Below are 20,048 nucleotides of genomic sequence, written 5' to 3' on the forward strand. Positions count from 1 at the left end.
CTCAGCGTCCCTTCGTGTAGCGGGGGTCGAGCCGGTCCCGCAGCGCGTCGCCGAGCACGTTGAACGCCATCACGACGGTCAGGATGGCGAGACCGGGAAACACGCTGACCCACCACATCGACAGGTCCTGCGCGCCGAGGGCCACCATCGAGCCCCACTCGGCGGCCGGCGGGCGGGGGCCGAGGCCGAGGAACGACAACGCGGCGAGCAGCAGCACCGCGTTGCCCAGCTCCAGCGTGGCCAGCACGATCGCCGGGCCGACGCTGTTGGGCAGCACGTCGCGGCGCAGCGCGCGGATCGGCCCGACGCCGAGCAGCCGGGCGGCGTTGAGGTAGTCGTCGCCGCGCATGCCCAGCACGGCGCTGCGGATGACCCGGGCGTAGACCGGCCACGACACGATGACCAGGGCCAGCACGGCGTTGCGGGTGTTCGGGCCGAACGCCGCCGTCACCGCCATGGCCAGGATGATCTGCGGGAACGCGAACACCAGGTCGGTCAGGCGCATCAGCGCCTCGTCGACGAACCGACCGACGTAACCGGCGACCAGCCCGAGCAGCCCGCCGACCAGCAGGGCCAACGACACGATGGCCAGGGCCAGCGGGATGGACAGGCGGGCGCCGTGGATGACCCGGCTGAGGATGTCCCGGCCCAGCGAGTCGGTGCCGAACCAGTGCGCCCCGGAGGGCGGCGCGTACGCGTCGGGGCTCTGCGCCAGCGGGCCGTACGGGGCGAGGACGTCAGCGAGCAGTGCCAGCAGCAACCATCCACCGAGGATGGCCAGGGCCACCATCGTGATCGGCTGGCGCCAGACCGGCCGGTTGGTCGGGCCGCCGCGCAGTCGGCCGAGCCAGCGACGCCGGCCCAGGGCCCGCGCAGCCTTCGGGTCCGCGAGTGTCGTCATGAGAGTCGGATCCTCGGGTCGATGAGGCCGTAGAGCAGGTCGACGGTCAGGTTGACCACCGTGTAGACCAGCGCCACGAACAGGCTGACGCCGAGGATCGAGGGCAGGTCCAGTGCCGTGGCGCTGCGATAGGCGTACTGGCCGACGCCGGGCCAGCCGAAGATGCTCTCGACCAGCACCGTCCCGGACAGCAGTGAGGCGAAGGCCAGCCCGGAGACGGTGACCACCGGGACGAGGCCGGCGCGCAGCAGGTGCCGGCGCAGCACCACCCGGGTCGGCAGACCCTTGGCGTACGCGGCGCGGATGTAGTCCTGCTGGAGCACCTCCAGCATCGCCGAGCGGACGAACCGGACCAGCATCGCCACGGTCAGCGAGGTCAGCACCAGCACCGGCAGGGACAGGTGCTGGGCGGCGTCCCAGGCGACGTCCCACTGCCCGGCGAGCGCCGCGTCGACGGTGTACATGCCGGTGACGGTGGGCGGCGGGCTGAAGTCGGTGGAGAGTCGCCCGCCGCTGGGGGCCAGGCCGAGCTGGTAGAAGAAGACGTAGAGCACCACGAGGGACAGCCAGAACGGCGGGGTGGACAGCCCGAGCAGGGCGCCGATCCGGACGAGCTGGTCGGTGAGCCGACCGTTGCGGACCGCCGCGAGCATGCCGATCCCGGTACCGATGAGCAGTGCCAGCACCATGCTCGGGATGGCCAGTTCCAGGGTTGCCGGCACGTAGTGCAGCAGGTCGTCCAGGACGGCCCGGCCGGTCTGCTGGGACAGGCCCAGGTCGCCGTGCAGCAGGTTGCCGAGGTAGTGCAGGTACTGGGCCCAGAGTGGTTGGTCCAGGCCCCACTTCTGCCGGAAGGCGGCCACCGCGGCGGGGTCGTTGAGGGCCTGGTCGGAGAGGTTGGCGGTGACCGGGTCACCGGGGACCACGTTGACCAGTCCGAACGTCACCACCGTGACGCCCAGCAGCAGGCCGGCGGTGATCCCCACCCGCTTGGCCAGGAAGGTCAGCAGCGGGTGGGCACCCCGGGGCCGGGACGCGGTCGTGGCGACCGCGCCCGGCTCACCGTCGTGGACTGTCGTCATGTCGTCGCCGACTACTTGCGGCCGACCGCGGCGACGTCCACCTGCCAACCGGCGGCGGTGTAGTCCGCGCCGGTCAGGTCCTTGGTCGCCACGACGATGGAGGAGTTGCTGGCCAGCACCAGGTACGGCGAGGACGCGTTCATCAGCCGCTGCCACTCCTGCATGGCGGCGGCCCGGCCGGCCAGGTCGAGGGTCTCGGTGACCTTCTTACCGGCGGCCACGATGGCCGGGTCGGCCCGCTCGACCGTCCAGCCGGAGCGCAGCGCGGTCGCCTGCCCGGGTGCCATGTTGTTGATGAGCGAGTCGGCGACCGGGTAGTTCAGGCTCTGCGGGGTGAACCCGAGCGGGGACTTCCCGCCGCGCATCTCGTCGAGGAAGGTGGTCAGCGGCTGCGGGTTCAGCTCCAGCTTGATGCCCGCCTCGGCGGCGTCGCCCTGCACCTTGGTGGCCACCGTGCCGAGGTCCACGCCCTTGTAGGTGATGGCCGGGTAGGTGAACTTCACCGAGGGGTTGGTCAGGCCGCCCTCGGCCAGCAGCGCCTTGGCCTTCGCCACGTCACGCTTGGACTCCTCGCCGGCCGGCAGCGCGCCCGGGAAGGCGGGCGCGACCAGCCCGGCGCCGGGCGCGGCGCCCTTGCCGTACAGGGCCGCGATGCCCTGGTAGTCGATGGCGGCACGCAGGGCCTGGTTGAACTTCGGGTTGGAGGTGATCGGCGAGACACCCGGGTCGGCGTTGAGGAAGAGGAAGTAGACGGTGTCCTGCACGCCGGAGGTCTGCAGGCTGCCCGGCAGGCCGTCGAGGAGCTTGCCGGAGATGTCCAGGGAGATCTCGGCGGCCTCGGCCCGCTGCATGGTCAGCTTCTGGGTCTGCACGTCCATGTTGCGCAGCACCACCCGGGAGAACTGCGGCTTGGTGCCCCAGTACTTCGGGTTGGCCTCCAGCACCACCTGCGCCGACGGGTCGTACGACTTCAGCACGTACGGGCCGCTGCCGAGGGAGTTGGTGTCCAGGTACTGCTGTGCGGTGTCACCCTGCGCGGCGTCGGCGCCGTCGCGGGCACCGTGCTCCTTGGCGGCCTTGGAGTTGAGCACCGCTGTCGACGGCATCGACAGCACGACCGGGATGTTCGGGTCAGGGGTCGCCGAGGCGACCACGACGGTGCTGTCGTCGGTCTTGGTCACGGTCAGGCCGCTGACGGTGACCGCCGGGCTGGCCTTGATGTTCTTCAGGCGGTTGAGCGAGAAGACGACGTCGTCGGCGGTGAGCGGGCTGCCGTCGGCGAACGTCACACCCTGCCGCAGCTTGAAGGTGAACGTCTTCGCGTCCGGTGACGCCTGGTACGACTCGGCCAGTGCGGGAACGGGCTTGCTCACGTCCGAGCCCTCGAAGGTGAGCAGGGTGTCGTAGAGGGCGTGCACGGCGGTCAGGCCGGTCGCCTCGTAGACCCGGCCAGGATCGAGGGTCTTGAGCACGAACGAGGTGTTCACGGTGAGCGTCTTGGCCGCACCGCTCGCGTTTCCACCGCTGCCGCCGGCGCTACAGGCGCTGACGGAGAGGACGGCCAGCGTCGCCAGAGCGGACGCTCCGGCGAGGAGCCGGCGGGGGGACACCGACATGCTGTTCCTACCTTCTATCGCGCGGCCCGCCGGGCGGGAACCGCGGGGCGTCGACGCCTCGGGGCGACGCCGACCACCGGCCGAAGCGGCGAGGGGCGTCGCGGGGTTCTCGGGAAGCGTCGTCTCGGGTTGGATGTAGGCCGGACTGGGGACGTGGTCCGGTTCGTCTCGACGCGGCCTTGTCTAGTGGTGTCGAACGTTGCCGCCTGTTGTTCAGCGATACTAAACAGACGCGTATAGTCGGGTCAATCAAGATTCAGTCACACTGTTTTTGGAACGAGGACACATGCTCGGTGACCGACTCCGCGACCTGCGTCAGCAGCACTCCCTCACGCTGCGCCAGCTCGCCACAGCCGCCGACGTGTCCCCCGCGCTGCTCAGCCAGATCGAGAACGGCGCGACCGACCCGAGCCTGTCCACCCTGCGCAAGCTCGCCCAGGTCTTCGACACCTCGATCGCGGAGCTGTTCTCCGAGCCCGAGGCGCCGCCGGTGCACATCAGCCGGGTCGGCGCCCGGACCCGGCTGGCCGCGCCACCCGGCCAGATCACCTACGAACGACTCACCCCCGGCCGGGGCGACCTGGAGGTGCTCCAGGCCCACCTCGCGCCCGGCGACGCCAGCTCGGCGGAACCCTGGGCACACCCGTCCACCGAGTGCGCGATCGTCGTCACCGGCGAGGTCGTCGCACAGATCGGTGCCGAGTCGTACACCCTCACCGCCGGTGAATCGATCACCTTCGACTCGCGCCTGGCGCACCTCTATCGCAACGCCAGCGACGAACGCGCCCACCTGATCATCGCGGTGACGCCACCGACCCCCTGACCGGCCACCGTGGACAGCGGAAGGGATCGACGGGACGCTGCCCGCGGACCTAGCATGTCGACGAATGGATCTTCGAGATTGGTCAGTGCCGACCCCCGGCAACCAGCCCAACCGAAGGGAGACGCGCGTGCGTCGACCCCGTCATCTGGCACTACTGAGCGTCGGAGTGTCCGGCGCCCTGGTGCTCAGCGCAGCCCCCACCGCAACGGCTGCTCCGCCCGCCGCCACCACGCCCACCGGCATCGTGGTCAGCGACGGCATGACCCTACCGGTGTTCTCGCTCGCCGACGCGATCGAGGAGCGGGTGTTCGTCCAGACGCCGGTGGACACCGACCACGACGGCCGGCTCGACCGGGTCGCTATCGACATCTCCCGACCCCGGGAAACCGCCACCACCGGCTTCAAGGTTCCGGTCATCTTCGAGCACAGCCCGTACCGCAAGGGCACCTGGGGTGACGTGCCGTACCCGAGCGTCCTCGTCGACGACCTGCCGCAGAACGGTCTGACCGACCGCTCCGGACGCCGGGCGCTCGACGCGGGCGTACAGCGGGCCCAGGCGAAGGCCAACCTGCCCGGCTCGCTGGACGACTACTACGTGCCACGCGGGTACGCGGTGGTGCTCGGTCAGAGCGTCGGCACCGGCGACTCGGACGGCTGCCCGACCAGCGGCGACCAGGCCGAGACGCTCGGCACCAAGGCGGTCATCGACTGGCTCAACGGCCGGGCCAAGGGGTACGACGCCAGCGGCACCCCGGTCACCGCAGGCTGGACCACCGGCGCGGTCGGCATGACCGGCGTCTCCTACAACGGCACCCTGCCCAACCAGGTGGCCACCACCGGGGTCAAGGGACTCAAGACCATCGTCCCGGTCTCCGCGATCAGCAGCTGGTACGACTACTACCGGGCCAACGGTCTGGTCGTCGCGCCCGGGACGTACCAGGGCGAGGACCTCGACATCCTGGCCCAGTACACCGCCGGGCAGGCGCGGGCCGAGGGGCCCTGCGCCGACGAGATCGCGGAGATCACCGAGGAGCAGGACCGGATCACCGGCGACTACTCGACGTTCTGGCAGGACCGCGACTACCTCGACGCCCGCAACGTCAAGGCCAGCGTCTTCGTCGTGCACGGCCTCAACGACTGGAACGTGAAGACCGAGCACTTCGCCGGCTGGTGGGACCAGCTCGCCAAGCGCGACGTACCCCGCAAGATCTGGCTGCACCAGGGCGGGCACGGCGGGCCGGGCAGCAGCGCGTCGGTCACCCTGCCGAGCGGCCAGACGTGGACGTACAAGCAGACCGAGAACCGCTGGTTCGACTTCTGGCTGTGGAACGTCCGCAACGGCATCATGGACGAGCCGACAGCGGTGCTGCAGCGCGAGGACCGGGCCTACACCACGTACGCCAACTGGCCCGACCCGGCGGCACGTGAGGTGGGCCTGCGCTTCGCCGCCACCGACGCCGCCGCCCCGGGCGCGCTCACCACCGGCAAGCCGCCCAAGGCCAAGATCGAGCAGAGCTTCGTCGACGAGGGCCGGACCATCCACCCGGACACCCTGGTGTCCAACCCGGACACGGCGAGCGCGAACCGGCTCGCGTACCGCTCCCCCGAGCTGACGCAGAGCGTACGCATCTCCGGGCGGCCCGAGATGCGACTGCGGATGGCGATCGACAACAAGCCGGACGCGAACCTCACCGCGTACCTGGTCGACTACGGCCCGGCCGGGTCGACCGCCGCGCCCACCGTGGTGACCCGGGGCTGGATGGACCCGCAGAACCGCAAGAGCGCCGCACGCACCGCGCCGGTCAAGCAGGGCAAGCTGTACGACTACCGGTGGACCATGGAGCCGAAGGACTACGTCTTCCCGGCGGGCCACCGGATCGGCGTGGTCGTCTTCTCCAGCGATCAGGAGTACACCCTGCTGCCGTTGGGCGGCACCGAGCTGCGGGTCGCGCCGAACGACAGCGAGCTGCGACTGCCGGTGGTCGGCGGGCGGGCCGTCCTCGGCTTCTGATCAGCTCTTCGAACTGGCGGGGCGGTCCGACGACGCGTCGGGCTGCCCCACCCGTTCGTGCTCGGCGGCGGCCTCGGTGTGTGCGAGTGCGGCAAGCAGCCGCAGTTTCTCGTCGCTGTCGCTGCCCTTGTCGGGGTAGTAGACGACGAGGATGACGTCACCGATGGGGAGTTTGTCGCGGTGCAGGCGTAGTTCACCGACGACGGGGTGGTTCACCGTGGTCGTGCCTCCGTCGAGGCTGCGGACGTCGTGCCGGGCCCACAGGGCACGGAAGCGCTGACTGGACAGAGCGAGTTCGCCGACCAGCTCGACGAAGCGAGGGTTGTCGATGTCGTCGCCGATGCTGGTGCGGAGGGCGGCGATGAAGTCGGCGGTGGCCCTCGTCCAGTCCTGGTGGAAGGCCTGTTCCTCGGGATCGAGGAGGAGCGAACGAAGCCGGTTCTGGCCGGGCCGCAGGCGCGGCGAGAGCGCCACGGCCATGGGGTTGGAGGCCAGGACGTCGAACGCGCGTCCTTCGACGAACGCGGGGATCTGCAGGTGGGCGAGCAGCTCGTACACCCGCGCCGGTACGTGCTCGGACCGCTTGCGGCGCGGCGCCCGGGGGCGCGCTGCCGCGAGGTCGAGCAGGTACGTCCGCTCGACGTCGTCGAGTTGCAGCACGCGCGCGAGTGATTCGAGGACCTGCGGTGAGGGGTTCCTGTCGCGGCCCCGTTCCAGGCGCAGGTAGTAGTCGGGGCTGATTCCGGCGAGCAGGGCGACCTCCTCACGTCGCAGGCCGGGCACGCGACGCCTACCGCCGCTCGGAAGGCCCACCTGCGCCGGTGAGACCAGCTCTCGCCGGGCACGAAGGTAGCTACCCAGCCGGTGGCTGTCGCCCGCTTCCTCATCCCTCATGGTCACACCGTAATCCGGTGCCTGTGCCGCAGAGGGGGCCCTGGTGGGACCTGGGAAAACGGGGGCCCTGCCACATCCGGCGGCCTCCGTCAAGACTGGGGTTGCCCTGTTCTGAGAAGGACAGCGAGCTTCACTGTTCGCGCCGCGGTTCACGCGTCGGCGCCCTCTGGATCGAAGGGAAGATCTCGTGGATCTCTCCAACCGCACAGTTCTCATCGTCGGCGGAACCTCGGGTATCGGGCGGGAGCTGGCCCGGCGGTTCGCGGCAGCCGGCAGCACCGTGGCCGTTGGCGGTCGCAGCCCCGAAGCCCTCTCGGAGCTCGCCGGGGAAGGTTTCGGCACGTTCAGCATCGACGTCACGGATGGCGCCTCTGTCGCCTCCGCTCGGGACGCCGTGCTGGCCCGTTACCCCGAGCTGGACACGGTGGTGACGATGTCGGGTGTCATGCTCCTGGAGGACCTTCGCGACCCTGCGCACTTCCAGGCGGCAGAGGCGACGATCGACACCAACCTGGTCGGCACCATCCGGGTCATCGACGCCTTCACCCCGCACCTGGTCGGTCGGGGCGCCGGCACCGTCATCACCGTCACCTCCGGCATCGCCTTCCTGCCGTTCCCGCCCATGCCCAGCTACGCCGCCTCGAAGGCCGCGGTGCACGCCTACTCCGAGGCGCTGCGGGCGCAGCTCGACGGCACCGGGGTCGACGTCGTCGAGCTCGTTCCTCCGGCCGTCGCCACGGCGGGCCAGGAGAAGGTCAACCCGCACGCACTGCCACTCGACGACTTCGCCGCCGAGGTCATGCACCTGCTCTCCGCGAATCCCACGCCGCCGGAAATCCTCGTGAAGGGCGTTCTCATGCACCGTTGGGCGGAGCGTGACGGCACCTACAGCAACCTTGTCGCGCAGCGCGCGAAGGCCCTGGCGATGCTCCCGGGTCGCCAAGGCTGACCGTGGACCCGGCCGGTCAGGACGCCTGTGGTCCGGCCGGGTCGGGGTGGCGCGGACGGCGCAGGCCGGCGTGATCCACTCGGGTTTCCCGAAGTCGCGGTATCCGCGCCACCTGGGCTGCGCGGTTTCCGCACACCCGAGTCGTTCACGCCGTTCGTCCGTCGTGTCGGGGTCGCCGGGCGCGTGGGTGTGTCCGGTTTGAGGGGGGGTGTCGGGTGGCCGGCGTCACCCCGACGGTGGAATCGCCGCCCGGGCCAGGTCGTTATACCTGGCACGCCACCGTGACCGTCGAGTCGTGGGGCGCGGACACCGCAGGGATTCACCGGGGCCCGGGAACACCCCGGCCGCCGCCCCGGTTACATCCCCCGCAACGCCCCGAGCAGGTCCCCCCGGATCGCCAGCGTTGCCGCGAACTTCCCCGCACGGCCACGCACCCCCCGTTGAGTGCCGTGCGGACACCCCCGATGCAGAGGAGCACGCCATCATGCGTACCGATCTGATCCGTAAGACCGCCCTGACCGCCGCCGGCCTCGCCTTCACCGGAGGCGCCATCGCCGGCCCCGTCACCACCGCCTACGCCGCCTCCGACGCCAAGCCCACCACCCAGACCCAGACCGACCGCAAGGGTCACGGTGAGCGGGAGCTCGGCGTGCGCTACGAAGCGCAGCCGAACTTCTACTACTGCGGCCCCGCCGCCACCCGCAACGCCCTGTCCGTCCAGGGCAAGAACATCAACGTCGACGACATGGCCAAGGAGATGGGCACCACCGAGGCCGGCACCAACAGCATCAACGACATCACCCCCGTCCTGAACAAGGAAACCGGTAAGGCCGACGCCTACCACTCGGTGGAGATCAGCAGCCCCGACGCCGACGCCAAGCAGACCGACAGCCTGCGCGCCGACATCGTCCGCACCGTCGACGACGGCCGGGCCGTGGTCGCCAACATCGCCGGCACCAGCACCGACACCGACGGCAGCACCCACTCCTACGAGGGCGGGCACTACATCAGCGTCGTCGGCTACCGCGACAACGGCGACACGGTGAAGATCGCCGACTCCGCCGACCCGAACACCGCCTCCTACTGGATCAGCGTCGAGCACCTCGCGGACTGGATCGCCACCCGCGGCTACGCCACCAGCTGACCCACACACCAGCAACACACCGAAAGGGCCGGACCCCAGCACGGGGTCCGGCCCTTCGTCGTCTTTCCACCATCTGCGGCACGTATTGACAATTGTCGACTTCAGGGTGAGGCTGGGGGCAGTGAGAGCGCTCTCTCGCACTGGCCCAACCGGCCACCACCCAGTCTGGCCAGGCACAACTCCGATGCCTTCGGCGGCGGCGCCGGAGCTGTCCTGACCCGTCCCCCCGACAGGAGTCACGAGATGGACAGGGCCGCACCCCTCTCCGACGCCCACCGCCGACTGCGCATCGTCACGGCGATCGGTGCTCTGCTGGTGCTACTCGGCACGTACCTGGTGTCCGCCACCAACCGGGCCGACGCCGCCCCGACCAGAGCCGACCGGGCCGACGCCGCCCCCGGCCAAGCCGGCGCCGACTACGGAGTCAACGTCATCCGGGTCGCCGAGTTCCCCGCCGACTGCACCTACAGCCACCGGCTGCCGGACGACCCGATCGTCTTCCCCGGGCTGCCCGGGGCGTCGCACATGCACAGCTTCTTCGGCAGCACGGTGACCAACGCCAACACCACCCTGCCGGACCTGGTCACCTCGCCCACCACCTGCAACCCGCGAGTGGACGTCTCGTCGTACTGGGTGCCGACCCTGTACCGGGACAACGTGCCGGTGGAGCCGGCGATCGCCACCTTCTACTACCTGGGCGAGGGCGTACGCTCCGACGTCGTCGCGAACACCCAGCCGTTCCCGCTGGGGCTGCGCCTGGTCGCGGGCAACGCGAAGGCCACCGGGCCGAACGACAGCATCGCCCGTTGGTCGTGCCTGCACGCCGGGCACGTGCCGCCGTCGAAGGACTTCGTCAACTGCCCGTCCGGCACGATGCTGGAGTCGTACCTGGACTTCCCGCAGTGCTGGAACGGCCGGGACCTGGACTCGCCGGACCACAAGAGCCACCTGGCGTACCCGGTGAACCAGGCCTGCCCGAGCACCCACCCGGTGCACGTGCCGAAGTTGCGGCAGGTACTGCGGTACCCGGTCACCGGCGACCCGTCACGGTTCCGGCTGGCCTCCGGGCCGGGCTACACCATGCACGGCGACTTCTTCAACGCCTGGCCGGTGGCCGAGATGGCCCGCCGGGTCCAGGACTGCATCCGTCCCGTCATCAAGTGCGGTCACGACGGCCGACCGATCTGAGCGACAGGTCCGCACCACGGCGGCGGGCCCGGTCACCCCGGGCCCGCCGCCCTGGTCGGGAAGGGAGATCGGATGCGTCGGTCCACGCCGTCCACCCTGCTCGTCGCCGTGCTGCTCGTCGCCGGCTGCGGCGCCGGGCCACCCGACCCGACCGGCACCACCGCACCACCCCCGAGCGAGCCACCGGCGACGGTCGCGCCGGCACCGGCGAGCACGGCGGGGCCATTCAGCCCCACCGATGTCGCCTGGCTGCAGTTGACGGTGGCGATGGCCGAGCGTCTGCTGCCCGTACTCGAACTCGTGCCGGCGCGGACCACGGACCCGGCCTGGCGACGTCTGGCCGCGCAGGTCGAGGCCACCGAGCGCGCCGACCTGGAGCGGGCCCGCCGGCTGTTGGCCGACTCCGGTGCTCCGGCCACGAACCCGCACGAGGGTCACGACATGCCGGGCATGGTCACCGCCGAGGAGGTGACCGTGCTGCGGGCGGCCACCGGGTCGCCGTTCCACCGACTGCTCGCCGGACACCTACGCGCGCACCTGGCACAGGCGACCCGGGTCGCCGTCGCGGAGCAACGCGCCGGATCCCACCCGGCGACCACGGCGATGGCCGGGGCGGTGGTCCGGGATGGTGACGCCCACCTCACGCGGCTCGACCGACTCGACCGGCCGACGTCGACCGCACCACCGACGACCGCGGCCGCTCGGTGACACTCAGGTGGCGTAGCGCGCCGCCAGGTCCACGACGCGCCGAGCGGCGGCCACCATCGCCCGGTCGGCGAACCGGCCGTCGGGCAGGACCACGGTCCCCGAGTCCCGCAGCTCCGCGTCCGCCACGGCGGCCAGCAGCTCTGCCGCGCGGGTCACCTCCTGCTCGGCCGGACGGAACGCCTCGACGATCACCGGGAGTTGGCGCGGGTGGATCGCCGTGCGGCCGAGGAACCCGAGCCGCCGACCGACCGCGCACGAGGCGGCCAGGCCGGCGAGGTCCACGACGTCGGCGTACACCGACATCGCCGGTGGGGTCAGTCCGGCCGCGCGGGCCGCGACCACCACCCGGCCGCGCGCCCAGAGCAGGCCGTCGTCGTCACTCACCCCGAGGTCGGAGCGCAGGTCGGCCTCACCGAGGCCGATCGAGGCCACCGCGGGGTGGGCCGCGGCGATGGGGTACGCGGCCTCCAGCCCGACGGCCGACTCGATCAGCGGGTGCAGCGGTACGTCGACCCGCTCGGCGAGAGCCGCCACCGTCGCGGCCGACTCGACCTTCGGCAGCCGTAGCCCGCTCAACCCGGGCCGGCCGGCCACCGCCGTCAGGTCGGCGTCGACGTCCGGGCCGGTCAGCTCGTTGACCCGGACCTGCACCGGCACCGGGTGCGTCTCGGCGAGGAACTCGGCGACCGCGTCACGGGCGTACGCCTTGCGCCCGGCGACCACTGCGTCCTCCAGGTCGAGGATGACCGCGTCGGCGCCCGAGGCGACCGCCTTGGCGAACCGGTCCGGGCGGTCACCGGGCACGTAGAGCCAGCTCAGCAGCATCAGAGCACGCCCCGTTCGCGTAGCGCGGCCAACTCCTCGTCGGTCAGGCCGAGCGCCCCGAACACCGCGTCGGTGTCCTGACCGTGCCGCCGTCCGGCGTGCCGGATCTCGCCCGGCGTCTCGGTGAGCCGGAACGGCACGTTCTGCATCCGTACCTCGCCCAACTCCTCGTCCGGCACTGTGCGCACGGTGCCGAGTGCCGCGTACTGCGGGTCGGCGAGGATGTCCCGTACGTCGTAGACCGGCGCGACCGCCGCCTGTGCCTCCTCGAACGCGGCCACCACCTCGTCGCGGTCCCGCTCGGCGACCCAGGTGCCCACCGCGGCGTCCAACTCGTCGGCGTGCGCGGCCCGGCCGCTGCCGGTGGCGAACCACGGCTCGTCGACCAGCTCCGGTCTGCCCACCAGCCGCAGCACCCGTTCGGCGATGCTCTGCGCGCTGGTGGAGACCGCCACCCAGCGCCCGTCCGCGCACCGGTAGGTGTTGCGCGGGGCGTTGTTGTTGGACCGGTTGCCCAGCCGGGGCTGGACGTAGCCGAGCTGGTCGTACCAGGTGATCTGCGGCCCGAGCATCGCCATGATCGGCTCGATGATGGCGAGGTCCACCACCTGCCCGGTTCCGTTGACGTCCCGGGCCCGCAGGGCCAGCATCACCGCGTACGCGGCGGCCAGCGCAGTCACCGAGTCGGCCAGCCCGAACGGCGGCAGGGTGGGTGGGCCGTCCGGTTCCCCGGTGGCGGCCGCGAATCCGCTCATCGCCTCGGCGAGCGTGCCGAACCCCGGCCGGCGCGAGTACGGGCCGACCTGCCCGAACCCGCTGATCCGGGCGATCACCAGCCGTGGGTTGACGGCGTGCAGCTCGGCCGGGCCGAGCCCCCACCGTTCCAGGGTGCCGGGGCGGAAGTTCTCCACCAGCACGTCGGCGTCGGCGAGCAGCCGGCGCAGCAACGCCGCACCGTCCGGATCGGACAGGTTGAGGGTGACGGTGCGCTTGTTGCGGCCGAGGACCTTCCACCAGAGCCCCACGCCGTCCCGGGCCGGGCCGTGCCCCCGGGACGGGTCCGGCTTGACCGGATGCTCCACCTTGATCACGTCGGCGCCGAAGTCACCGAGGAACGCGGCCGCGAGTGGCCCGGCGAAGAGGGTGGCCAGGTCGACGACCTTGACCCCGTCCAGCGGCGCGGTCACCGGGTCACCTCCGTCGCCTCCGGCAGGTCGGCCGCGCACCGGAATCCGACCTGGTCGGAGCGGGTGAGACCGGCACCGGTGAGCAGCACCTTCACCGAGACGTCCGCCGGTTGGGGGCCGCCGTCGAGATACCAGTCGGAACCCTCCGCCCGGTAGGCGGCACCGCCCTTGAGGATGGCAAACCGGGTACGGCCGTCGGAGTGCTCGCTGTCGGTCAGGTTCCACACCAACGGCTCACGTCGCACCAGCAGCCCCGCCTCGGCGGCGACCTGCCACTCGTCCTCGGTGGGCAGGCGCAGCCCGGCCCACTCGGCGTACGCGCGCGCGTCGGACAGCTCGACCCCGGTCACCGCGGCGTCGGCCGGTCCGCGCCCCGCCGTGAACCGCTCGGGACGCACCGGGCGGTAGCCGCTGGCGCGCAGGAACTCGGCGTACTCGGCGTGGGTGACCTCGCGGACGGCGATGGCGAACCGGCCGAGCTTCACGCTGCGCCGCATCGTGCCGGGGTGGTGCAGCCGGGGCGGCAACGGCTTCCACTCGTCGACGTAGGGCGCCTCGCCGTACAGCCCGGTCTCCCGCACCCGGTGCCGGACGACGAGGTCCCGTCGGCCGCCGTCCACGGCGACCATGCCCGGCGGCACCTGCGAGCGGGGCGCCCACGGCGTACGGACGCGGACCGCCTCGCGGGCCGGGAAGGCCGGGTCGCCGGTCGGCGGCTCGTGCCGGTACGCGGCGGCGGCACCGGGCGCGACGGCCGCGATCGCGCCGGCCGGGAGCGGACCGCCCACCGCCAACCGACCGTCGGCGGTCTCGGTGACGGTCAGCTCGACACCGGTGACCAGGTCGACGAAGCGTCGCCCGGCACCCGGGTCGGTGACCAGCCACGGGCCGTCGTGGTCCGCGCCCCGGTTCACCACCGTCCACAGGGGCTGGTCGTCGTGCGTCCAGCGGGACGCGTACACCTGGCCCTGGCCGGGGTGGTCGGCGAGCGGCACCCAGTCCTCGGCGCGCAACCACGCGGCGTGGCTGTTCTGCACCCGGCGCATCGCCCGCAGCACCGCCCGGTCCCGCTCGTTCCAGCCGACCCAGACGCCGAAGACGCTCTCCCAGACCAGTACGCCGACGCCGTTGAGCCAGGCGGAGTGCAGCTCGTCGAGGTGGTCGCGGTGCCAGCGCCGGGTGTGGTGCAGCACGTGCCGCCGTTCGAACCACTTGGCCCGCAGCACGCCGGGCACCTCGGAGTCGGCGAACCACTGCGCCCAGGACATGGCGTGGTCGGCGATGCGGGCCAACGGAACCCGACTCTCACCCTCCAGGACCATCCCGGGGCGGACCGCGTCCAGCGCGGCGCGCAGCTCCCCGGCGCCCTCCTTGAGGGTGTCCAGGAAGACGCCGTCGACGCCGAGCTTGCCGGCCAGCGCGGCGACCTCCTCGGCGTCGGTGCCCGCCTCACGCCGGGTGCCGGTGTCCCACGGGTTGTAGTCGACGAAGACCCGCACCCCGCGTTCCTGGAACGCGCGCACCACGGCGGGCAGCTCCGGCACGTCCCGGTACCAGTCGAACTGGTTGCGGTCGTCCAGGCCGATCACCGGGTACGCGTGCCACAGCACCACCCCGTCGAAGCCGCCGAAGTCCCGCCCGGCCGCGTCGAGGAACGCGTCGACGGTGAAGACGCCGCGCTCGTGGTCGTAGAGCGCCTCGTCCCAGAGCCAGGCCAGGCAGACGCTGAAGCAGTCGCCGGCGATCTCGTCGTAGTGCGCGCCGACGTAGCCGATCCGGTCCCGGGCGTCGGCCCGCCAGCGGGCGAGCTGCTCCCGCCAGGCCGGCCAGTCCGCCGGGTCGTCCGGCGCGGCGAAGATCTTCGCCTCGTCCAGGGTGCTCAGGTCGGCGTGCCCGCCCAACGGCACCTGGGTGGGCCGGTCGATCGGGCGCGGGACGTACGGGTTGAAACTCACTGTGCACCTCGGTAGGTCGCGTCGTAGAGGGCGTCGATGGCCGGCCGGTCGGGCAGGGCGGTGGACGCCCCGGGCCGCTGGGCGCAGGCCGCGCCGGCGGCACACGCCCAGCGAAGGCTCGCCGTGACGGTGTCCTCGCTGACGGCGCCGCCCCGCTCGGCCCAGCCCACGGCGAGCGCGCCGGTGAACGCGTCCCCGGAGGCGGTGGTGTCGACCGCGTCGATCCGCGGCGCGGGCACCGCGAGGCGCAGACCACGCCGGTCGGCGTACGCGGCGCCGCGTGCGCCGAGGGTGAGCACCACCCGGGGCACCAGCTCCAGCAGCGCGTCGAGCAGCACCGGCGGGTCGTCGGAGGAGATCCCGGCCACGACGGCGGCCTCGTGTTCGTTGACCACCAGCACGTCGACGAGGTCGAGCAGTTCGGTGGGCAGCGCCGCCGCCGGAGCGGCGTTCAGCACCACTGTGGTGCCGTCGGCCCGGCCCCAGTCGGCCGCCTGGATCACGGCGGTCAGCGGCACCTCCAGTTGGAGCAGCAGCACGTCCGCCGCCGCGATCGTGGCCCGGTCGTCGGCGTCCAGCTCGGTCAACGTGCCGTTGGCACCGGGCGCGACCACGATGAAGTTCTCCGCCTCCCGGTCCACGCCGATCAGCGCGACGCCGGAGGGACCGGCGACGGTCCGCAGACCACGAACGTCCACGCCCGCGCCGACGAGGCTCGTCCGCATCTGCGTACCGAACTCGTCGTCGCCGACCGCGCCCACGAAGTCGCAGGCCGCACCGGCCCGTGCCGCGGCGACCGCCTGGTTGGCGCCCTTACCGCCGGGCACGGTCCGGAAGTTCTCGCCGAGCACCGTCTCGCCGGGGCGGGGCAGCCGCGACGCCGTGACCACCAGGTCGAGGTTGCTGCTGCCCACCACCGCCACGTGTGCGCTCATGCCACGTTCCCTTCCGTCCCGCACCGCTTCGCCAGCGTGAGGGTCCGCTCGGCCAGCTCGTCGAAGCCGATCCCGTCGAAGCCGCCGATGCTGCTGGCCAGCCGGTTGCGCAGCGGCGCGACCCAGCGGGCCGGCAGCCCGGACGCGCCGGTGAGCGCGCCGGTCACCGCGCCGACCGTCGCGCCGGTCGAGTCGGTGTCCCAGCCTCCGCTGACCACCGCGGTGATCGACCGCTCCAGCTCACCCCGGCCGTACGCGAGCGCGGCGGCCACCAGCGCGGCGTTGTTGCGCACGTGCACCCAGTGCAGGTGGCCGTGTCGGGCGTACAGCTCGTCGACCACCGCCTCCCAGTCGTCGGTCCCCGCGCCGAGGGCGCGGGCCTCGCGGACCGTGGCCGCGAACCGGCTGCGCGGCGGCAGGACCGCCTCGCCGGCGTCCAGCACCTCGTCCACTGTGTCCGCCACCGGAGCGGCCGCAGCCAGGGCGGCGGCCCAGATCGCACCGTGTACCCCGCCCCGGACGTGACTGACGGCCGCGTCGCGCACCGCCAGCTCGGCGGCGCGGTCCGGACGGCCGGGGTTGACCCAGCCGTACACGTCGGTGCGGATCTGCGCGCCGATCCACTCCCGGAACGGGTTGTGCCGGCGGGCGCTCTGCGGCGGCGCGTATCCGAGGAGCAGGTTGCGGTAGGCCACCCGCTCGGCGGTGAAGACCCGCCCGCCGGGCAGCCAGTCCAACCACGCCTGCGCCACGTCGGCGCTGGTGAAGCCCCGACCGTGGGTCTCCAGCACCCGCAGGGCCAGCAGCGCGTAGTTCAGGTCGTCGTCCTCGGGCATGCCGTCGATGTTCTCGGCGAGGCTGGTCGGCGCGCTGCGCCGGTTCCACGGCCAGCGCGCGGCGACCTCGGCCGGGAGCCCTTCCGCGGTGAACCAGTCGCGCAGCGGCCACCGGCCGGTCGCGGTGAGGATCTCCCGGATGCCCTCGCGGGGAATCTTCTCCACCGGCTTGCCGAGCAGGCAGCCGGTCGCCCGGCCGAGCCAGGCACCGTGCAGCCGGTCGTAGCTCACCTCGGTCGGCAGCGACCAGCCAGCCGGCCAGCCGGAGCGCAGGGTGCCCAGGTCGTCCGGCTCGTCCGCGGCGTTGCCGGTCGGCAGCGCGTCGGCGGCGTCCAACAACTCCACAGCGAGCGCCCGCAGCCCCGGTGCCGCCGGAGTCGGCGACGCCCCGCTGACCGGCGGGGTCAGGTCCCCGCCGGCCGCCGTCCAGCGCGCGGCGAGCGCGGCGACGTCGCGTCCCTCGTCCCGGCTGGCCGCCAGCTCGTGCGGCAGCAGGTCCTCCGGCTGCACCCAGGTGATCCTCACCGGGCCGACTCCCGCGCCAGCGTGGCGAAGCGGTCGGCCCGCCGGGCGAACCGGGCCTGGTCGCGCTCGAAGACCTCGCCGGCCACCGCCGCGAGGACCCGGGCCGGCTCCACCAGGTCGGTCTTCGACGCGGTGGCGACCACCTCGGACCACTCCGCCGGCACCGCGTCCGCGCCGCCGAGCGCCCCGGCGATGGCGGCGGCCATGGTGGCGGTGGAGTCGGCGTCGCGGCCGTAGTTGACCGACCCGAGCACCGCGGCCCGGAAATCACCGCCGGCCACCACCAGCATGCCGAGGGCCACCGGCAGCTCCTCGATGGCGTGCAGGCGACTGGGCCGCCGCGCGCCCAGCCCGGGACTGCGGTACTCCTCCCCCACCGTGTCGTAGGGGGCGACCGCCGCACGCAGCGCCGGGATGGCCTGTTTCCAGTCGTGGTGGCCGCGGGCCTCCTTGACCACCGCGTCGATGGCCGCGCGGGTGCCGTCGCGGGCCAGGTCGAGGGCTGCGGCGACGACGTCCTCGACGCCCGCGCCGGGAGTCGCCGCCGCCGCGACCGAGGCCGCGAACACGGCGGCGGCCTCCCGCCCGTAGCTGTGCTGGTGCGCGCCGGCGATCTCCACCGCCTCGGCGTACGCCCCGGCCGGGTCGCCCGCGTTGACGATGCCGACCGGGGCCATGTACATGGCCGCACCGCAGTTCACGATGTTGCCCACCCCGGCCTCACGCGGATCCGCGTGGGCGTGGTGCAGCCGGGTGACCAGCCACCGCTCGGCGGCGGCGAGCCGGTGGAAGGTCACCCCGTCGCGCTCCAGGTCGGGGATGTACACCACCCGCTCGATCAGGTCGGGAACCAACAGGTCCACCACGTCGTACGCGTCGAGGTGGTCCCGTTTGGCCGCGTACGCGCGGACCAGGGCGTGGGTCATCAACGTGTCGTCGGTGAGGTGCCCGTCGCCCTTGTGGTACGGCGCGAGCGGTCGCGCGGTGGCCCAGTCGGCGTGGTACGGGGGCACGATGCCCTCGACCCAGCCGCCGAAGCGCGCGCGGATCTGCTCGGGCAACGCCGTCTCGGTGGCGCCACCCAGGGCGTCTCCGACCGCGGCGCCGACCAGACAACCGACCGATGTGTCGAGCAAGAGTGACATGTCGTTACCTCGAGACCTGCTTGCCACCGTCGACCAACTGCGTACCGAGCTGATCGATGGTGATCTTGTTGGCGAAGTACTGCTGGAGGGCCGGGGTGGCGTACTTGGTCTTCCACTCCGGGTAGCCGTCGGCCTGCTGGAACGGGGCGACGGTGAGGTCCTTGGCGCTGGCCGCCGCGACGTCCCAGCCCTGCTTGCCGGCGGTGAGCTTGACCAGTTCCTCGTTGGCCTGCTTGCCGGTCGGCACCAGCCAGTCACCCTTGGCCAGCGCGGCCATGTTGGTCGGGTTCAGGAAGTACTCGAGGAACTGCGCGGCCTGCTTCTTGTGCTTGCTGTCCGCGGCGACGGACAGCGTCTGCGGGTTGGCGGCCTGCTTGGCGGAGAGCCCCTTCAGCGGCGGCAGCGTGACCCACTCGAAGCCGGCCGGCGCCTGCTCGACCATCTGCTGACGCAGCGACACCGAGCCGGGCAGCATCGCGTACTTGCCGCCGAAGAACCCGGGCAGGGTGTCCGCGCCGCTCATGCCGAGCGCCTCCGGGGAGGCCGACTTGGCGGTGTAGATCATGTCGTGGATCCGCTTCGGGATCTCCTTCTCCGCGTCACCGACCTTGACCTCGGCGCTCCGGCCGTCGCCGTAGAAGAACATGCCGTCGTAGTTGAGCGCCAGGTTGAGCACCCGGTTGGTCGGCGACTTCAGCGCCCACGCCGCGCCGTACTGGCCGGGCTTGGTGAGCTTCTGCGCGTTGGTCTGGAACTCGTCCCAGGTCCAGCCGGCGTCGGCCGGCGGCACCGCGACACCCGCGGCGTCGAGCAGCTTCTTGTTGGCGATGACGACCTGCGACTCCAGCAGGAACGGCACGCCGGTGACCTTGCCGTCGACGGTGGCGGTGTCCCAGATGCCCTTGTCGATCTGCCCCTTCAGGTCGTCGGAGACCAGGTCGGACAGATCGGCCAGGTAGCCCTGCTTGCTGAACTCACCGATCGAGGACGCCTCGTAGTGCACGATGTCCGGCGCGTCGCCCCCCTCGAACGACGTGAGGAGCTGGTCGTGCACCGAGTTCCAGTCACCCTGGACGTACTCGACCTGGATGTCCGGGTGGTCGGCGTTCCACTTGGCGACCAGGTCCTTGTTGACCTGCAGCGACTCCTTCTGCCAGGCGAGGCTGAGGAAGCGCAGCTTGACCGGGCCGGACGTGGCCTCGTCGCCGCCGTCACCGCACGCGGTGAGCGCGCCGAGGCCGACGACCGCGACCGCGGCGGCCGCGGCGAGCCGACGGAATCGGGTACCGAGCATGGGGGGGTTACCTCCTTGGTGGTGGTTGGG

Annotated in this window: 17 protein-coding genes; 6 read left to right on the top strand and 11 right to left on the bottom strand. The window is 72.1% G+C overall.

Translation table 11 applies throughout. The features are described from left to right. Window position 1 precedes the first annotated feature (1 nt). Genes O7614_RS20130 through O7614_RS20140 form a run of 3 tightly spaced genes read right to left on the bottom strand, consistent with a single transcriptional unit; the run spans window position 2 to window position 3,599 of the window. Entirely contained in the window at window positions 2-901 is a 900-nt protein-coding gene (locus O7614_RS20130; protein WP_278140021.1) for an ABC transporter permease, read from the bottom strand. Further along, complete coding sequence (locus O7614_RS20135) at window positions 898-1,983, bottom strand: ABC transporter permease (RefSeq protein ID WP_278140022.1); 1,086 nt, start codon at window positions 1,981-1,983, stop codon at window positions 898-900. The genes O7614_RS20130 and O7614_RS20135 overlap by 4 nt, the downstream gene beginning before the upstream one ends. 11 nt (window positions 1,984-1,994) lie before the next feature. Beyond that, complete coding sequence (locus tag O7614_RS20140) at window positions 1,995-3,599, bottom strand: ABC transporter substrate-binding protein (RefSeq protein ID WP_278140023.1); 1,605 nt, start codon at window positions 3,597-3,599, stop codon at window positions 1,995-1,997. Window positions 3,600-3,885: 286 nt separating this feature from the next. Between O7614_RS20140 and O7614_RS20145 the strand changes: the two genes are divergently transcribed. Continuing rightward, the gene (locus O7614_RS20145) at window positions 3,886-4,422 is read left to right on the top strand and encodes a helix-turn-helix domain-containing protein (protein ID WP_278140024.1); all 537 of its coding nucleotides are present in this window, start codon (window positions 3,886-3,888) and stop codon (window positions 4,420-4,422) included. A 127-nt stretch (window positions 4,423-4,549) separates the two neighbouring features. Continuing rightward, window positions 4,550-6,433, top strand: coding sequence for a Xaa-Pro dipeptidyl-peptidase (locus O7614_RS20150; RefSeq protein WP_278140025.1), 1,884 nt, complete (start codon window positions 4,550-4,552; stop codon window positions 6,431-6,433). On the opposite strand, the gene O7614_RS20155 is transcribed toward O7614_RS20150, so the two are convergent. Then, window positions 6,434-7,327 (bottom strand): helix-turn-helix transcriptional regulator, encoded by an 894-nt coding sequence (locus O7614_RS20155; protein ID WP_278140026.1) that lies wholly within the window; start codon window positions 7,325-7,327, stop codon window positions 6,434-6,436. It lies immediately after the preceding gene. Between the two features lie 187 nt (window positions 7,328-7,514). Here O7614_RS20155 and O7614_RS20160 point away from each other — a divergent pair, with 187 nt between their 5' ends. The 4 genes from O7614_RS20160 (at window position 7,515) to O7614_RS20175 (ending at window position 11,316) form a co-directional block, all read left to right on the top strand. Next, entirely contained in the window at window positions 7,515-8,276 is a 762-nt protein-coding gene (locus O7614_RS20160; protein ID WP_278140027.1) for an SDR family NAD(P)-dependent oxidoreductase, read from the top strand. 484 nt (window positions 8,277-8,760) lie between these two features. Beyond that, window positions 8,761-9,420 carry a C39 family peptidase gene (locus tag O7614_RS20165; protein ID WP_278140028.1) on the top strand — a complete coding sequence of 220 codons (660 nt, stop codon included), beginning with the start codon at window positions 8,761-8,763 and terminating at the stop codon, window positions 9,418-9,420. Window positions 9,421-9,663: 243 nt separating this feature from the next. After that, window positions 9,664-10,608, top strand: a complete 945-nt coding sequence (locus tag O7614_RS20170; RefSeq protein ID WP_278140029.1) for a DUF1996 domain-containing protein — start codon at window positions 9,664-9,666, stop codon at window positions 10,606-10,608. 72 nt (window positions 10,609-10,680) lie between these two features. Beyond that, a complete protein-coding gene (locus O7614_RS20175; protein ID WP_278140030.1) occupies window positions 10,681-11,316 on the top strand; it encodes a DUF305 domain-containing protein in 636 nt (211 codons plus the stop codon). Window positions 11,317-11,319: 3 nt separating this feature from the next. On the opposite strand, the gene O7614_RS20180 is transcribed toward O7614_RS20175, so the two are convergent. The 7 genes from O7614_RS20180 to O7614_RS20210 are packed head-to-tail and all read right to left on the bottom strand — an operon-like array spanning window position 11,320 to window position 20,018. Continuing rightward, the gene (locus tag O7614_RS20180) at window positions 11,320-12,141 is read right to left on the bottom strand and encodes a CoA ester lyase (RefSeq protein WP_278140031.1); all 822 of its coding nucleotides are present in this window, start codon (window positions 12,139-12,141) and stop codon (window positions 11,320-11,322) included. Next, entirely contained in the window at window positions 12,141-13,328 is a 1,188-nt protein-coding gene (locus O7614_RS20185; RefSeq protein ID WP_278140032.1) for a CoA transferase, read from the bottom strand. Before O7614_RS20185 ends, O7614_RS20180 begins: the two co-directional genes overlap by 1 nt. Further along, window positions 13,325-15,283, bottom strand: coding sequence for an SUMF1/EgtB/PvdO family nonheme iron enzyme (locus tag O7614_RS20190; protein ID WP_278140033.1), 1,959 nt, complete (start codon window positions 15,281-15,283; stop codon window positions 13,325-13,327). Before O7614_RS20190 ends, O7614_RS20185 begins: the two co-directional genes overlap by 4 nt. Then, window positions 15,280-16,218, bottom strand: coding sequence for a ribokinase (locus O7614_RS20195; protein ID WP_278140034.1), 939 nt, complete (start codon window positions 16,216-16,218; stop codon window positions 15,280-15,282). Before O7614_RS20195 ends, O7614_RS20190 begins: the two co-directional genes overlap by 4 nt. Beyond that, window positions 16,215-17,579 carry an ADP-ribosylglycohydrolase family protein gene (locus O7614_RS20200; RefSeq protein WP_278140035.1) on the bottom strand — a complete coding sequence of 455 codons (1,365 nt, stop codon included), beginning with the start codon at window positions 17,577-17,579 and terminating at the stop codon, window positions 16,215-16,217. The genes O7614_RS20195 and O7614_RS20200 overlap by 4 nt, the downstream gene beginning before the upstream one ends. Continuing rightward, window positions 17,576-18,724 carry an ADP-ribosylglycohydrolase family protein gene (locus O7614_RS20205; protein ID WP_278140036.1) on the bottom strand — a complete coding sequence of 383 codons (1,149 nt, stop codon included), beginning with the start codon at window positions 18,722-18,724 and terminating at the stop codon, window positions 17,576-17,578. Before O7614_RS20205 ends, O7614_RS20200 begins: the two co-directional genes overlap by 4 nt. 4 nt (window positions 18,725-18,728) lie before the next feature. Next, entirely contained in the window at window positions 18,729-20,018 is a 1,290-nt protein-coding gene (locus tag O7614_RS20210) for a sugar ABC transporter substrate-binding protein (protein ID WP_278140037.1), read from the bottom strand. Window positions 20,019-20,048 lie beyond the last annotated feature (30 nt).

Source organism: Micromonospora sp. WMMD961 (genome assembly GCF_029626145.1).
Classification (GTDB): domain Bacteria; phylum Actinomycetota; class Actinomycetes; order Mycobacteriales; family Micromonosporaceae; genus Micromonospora.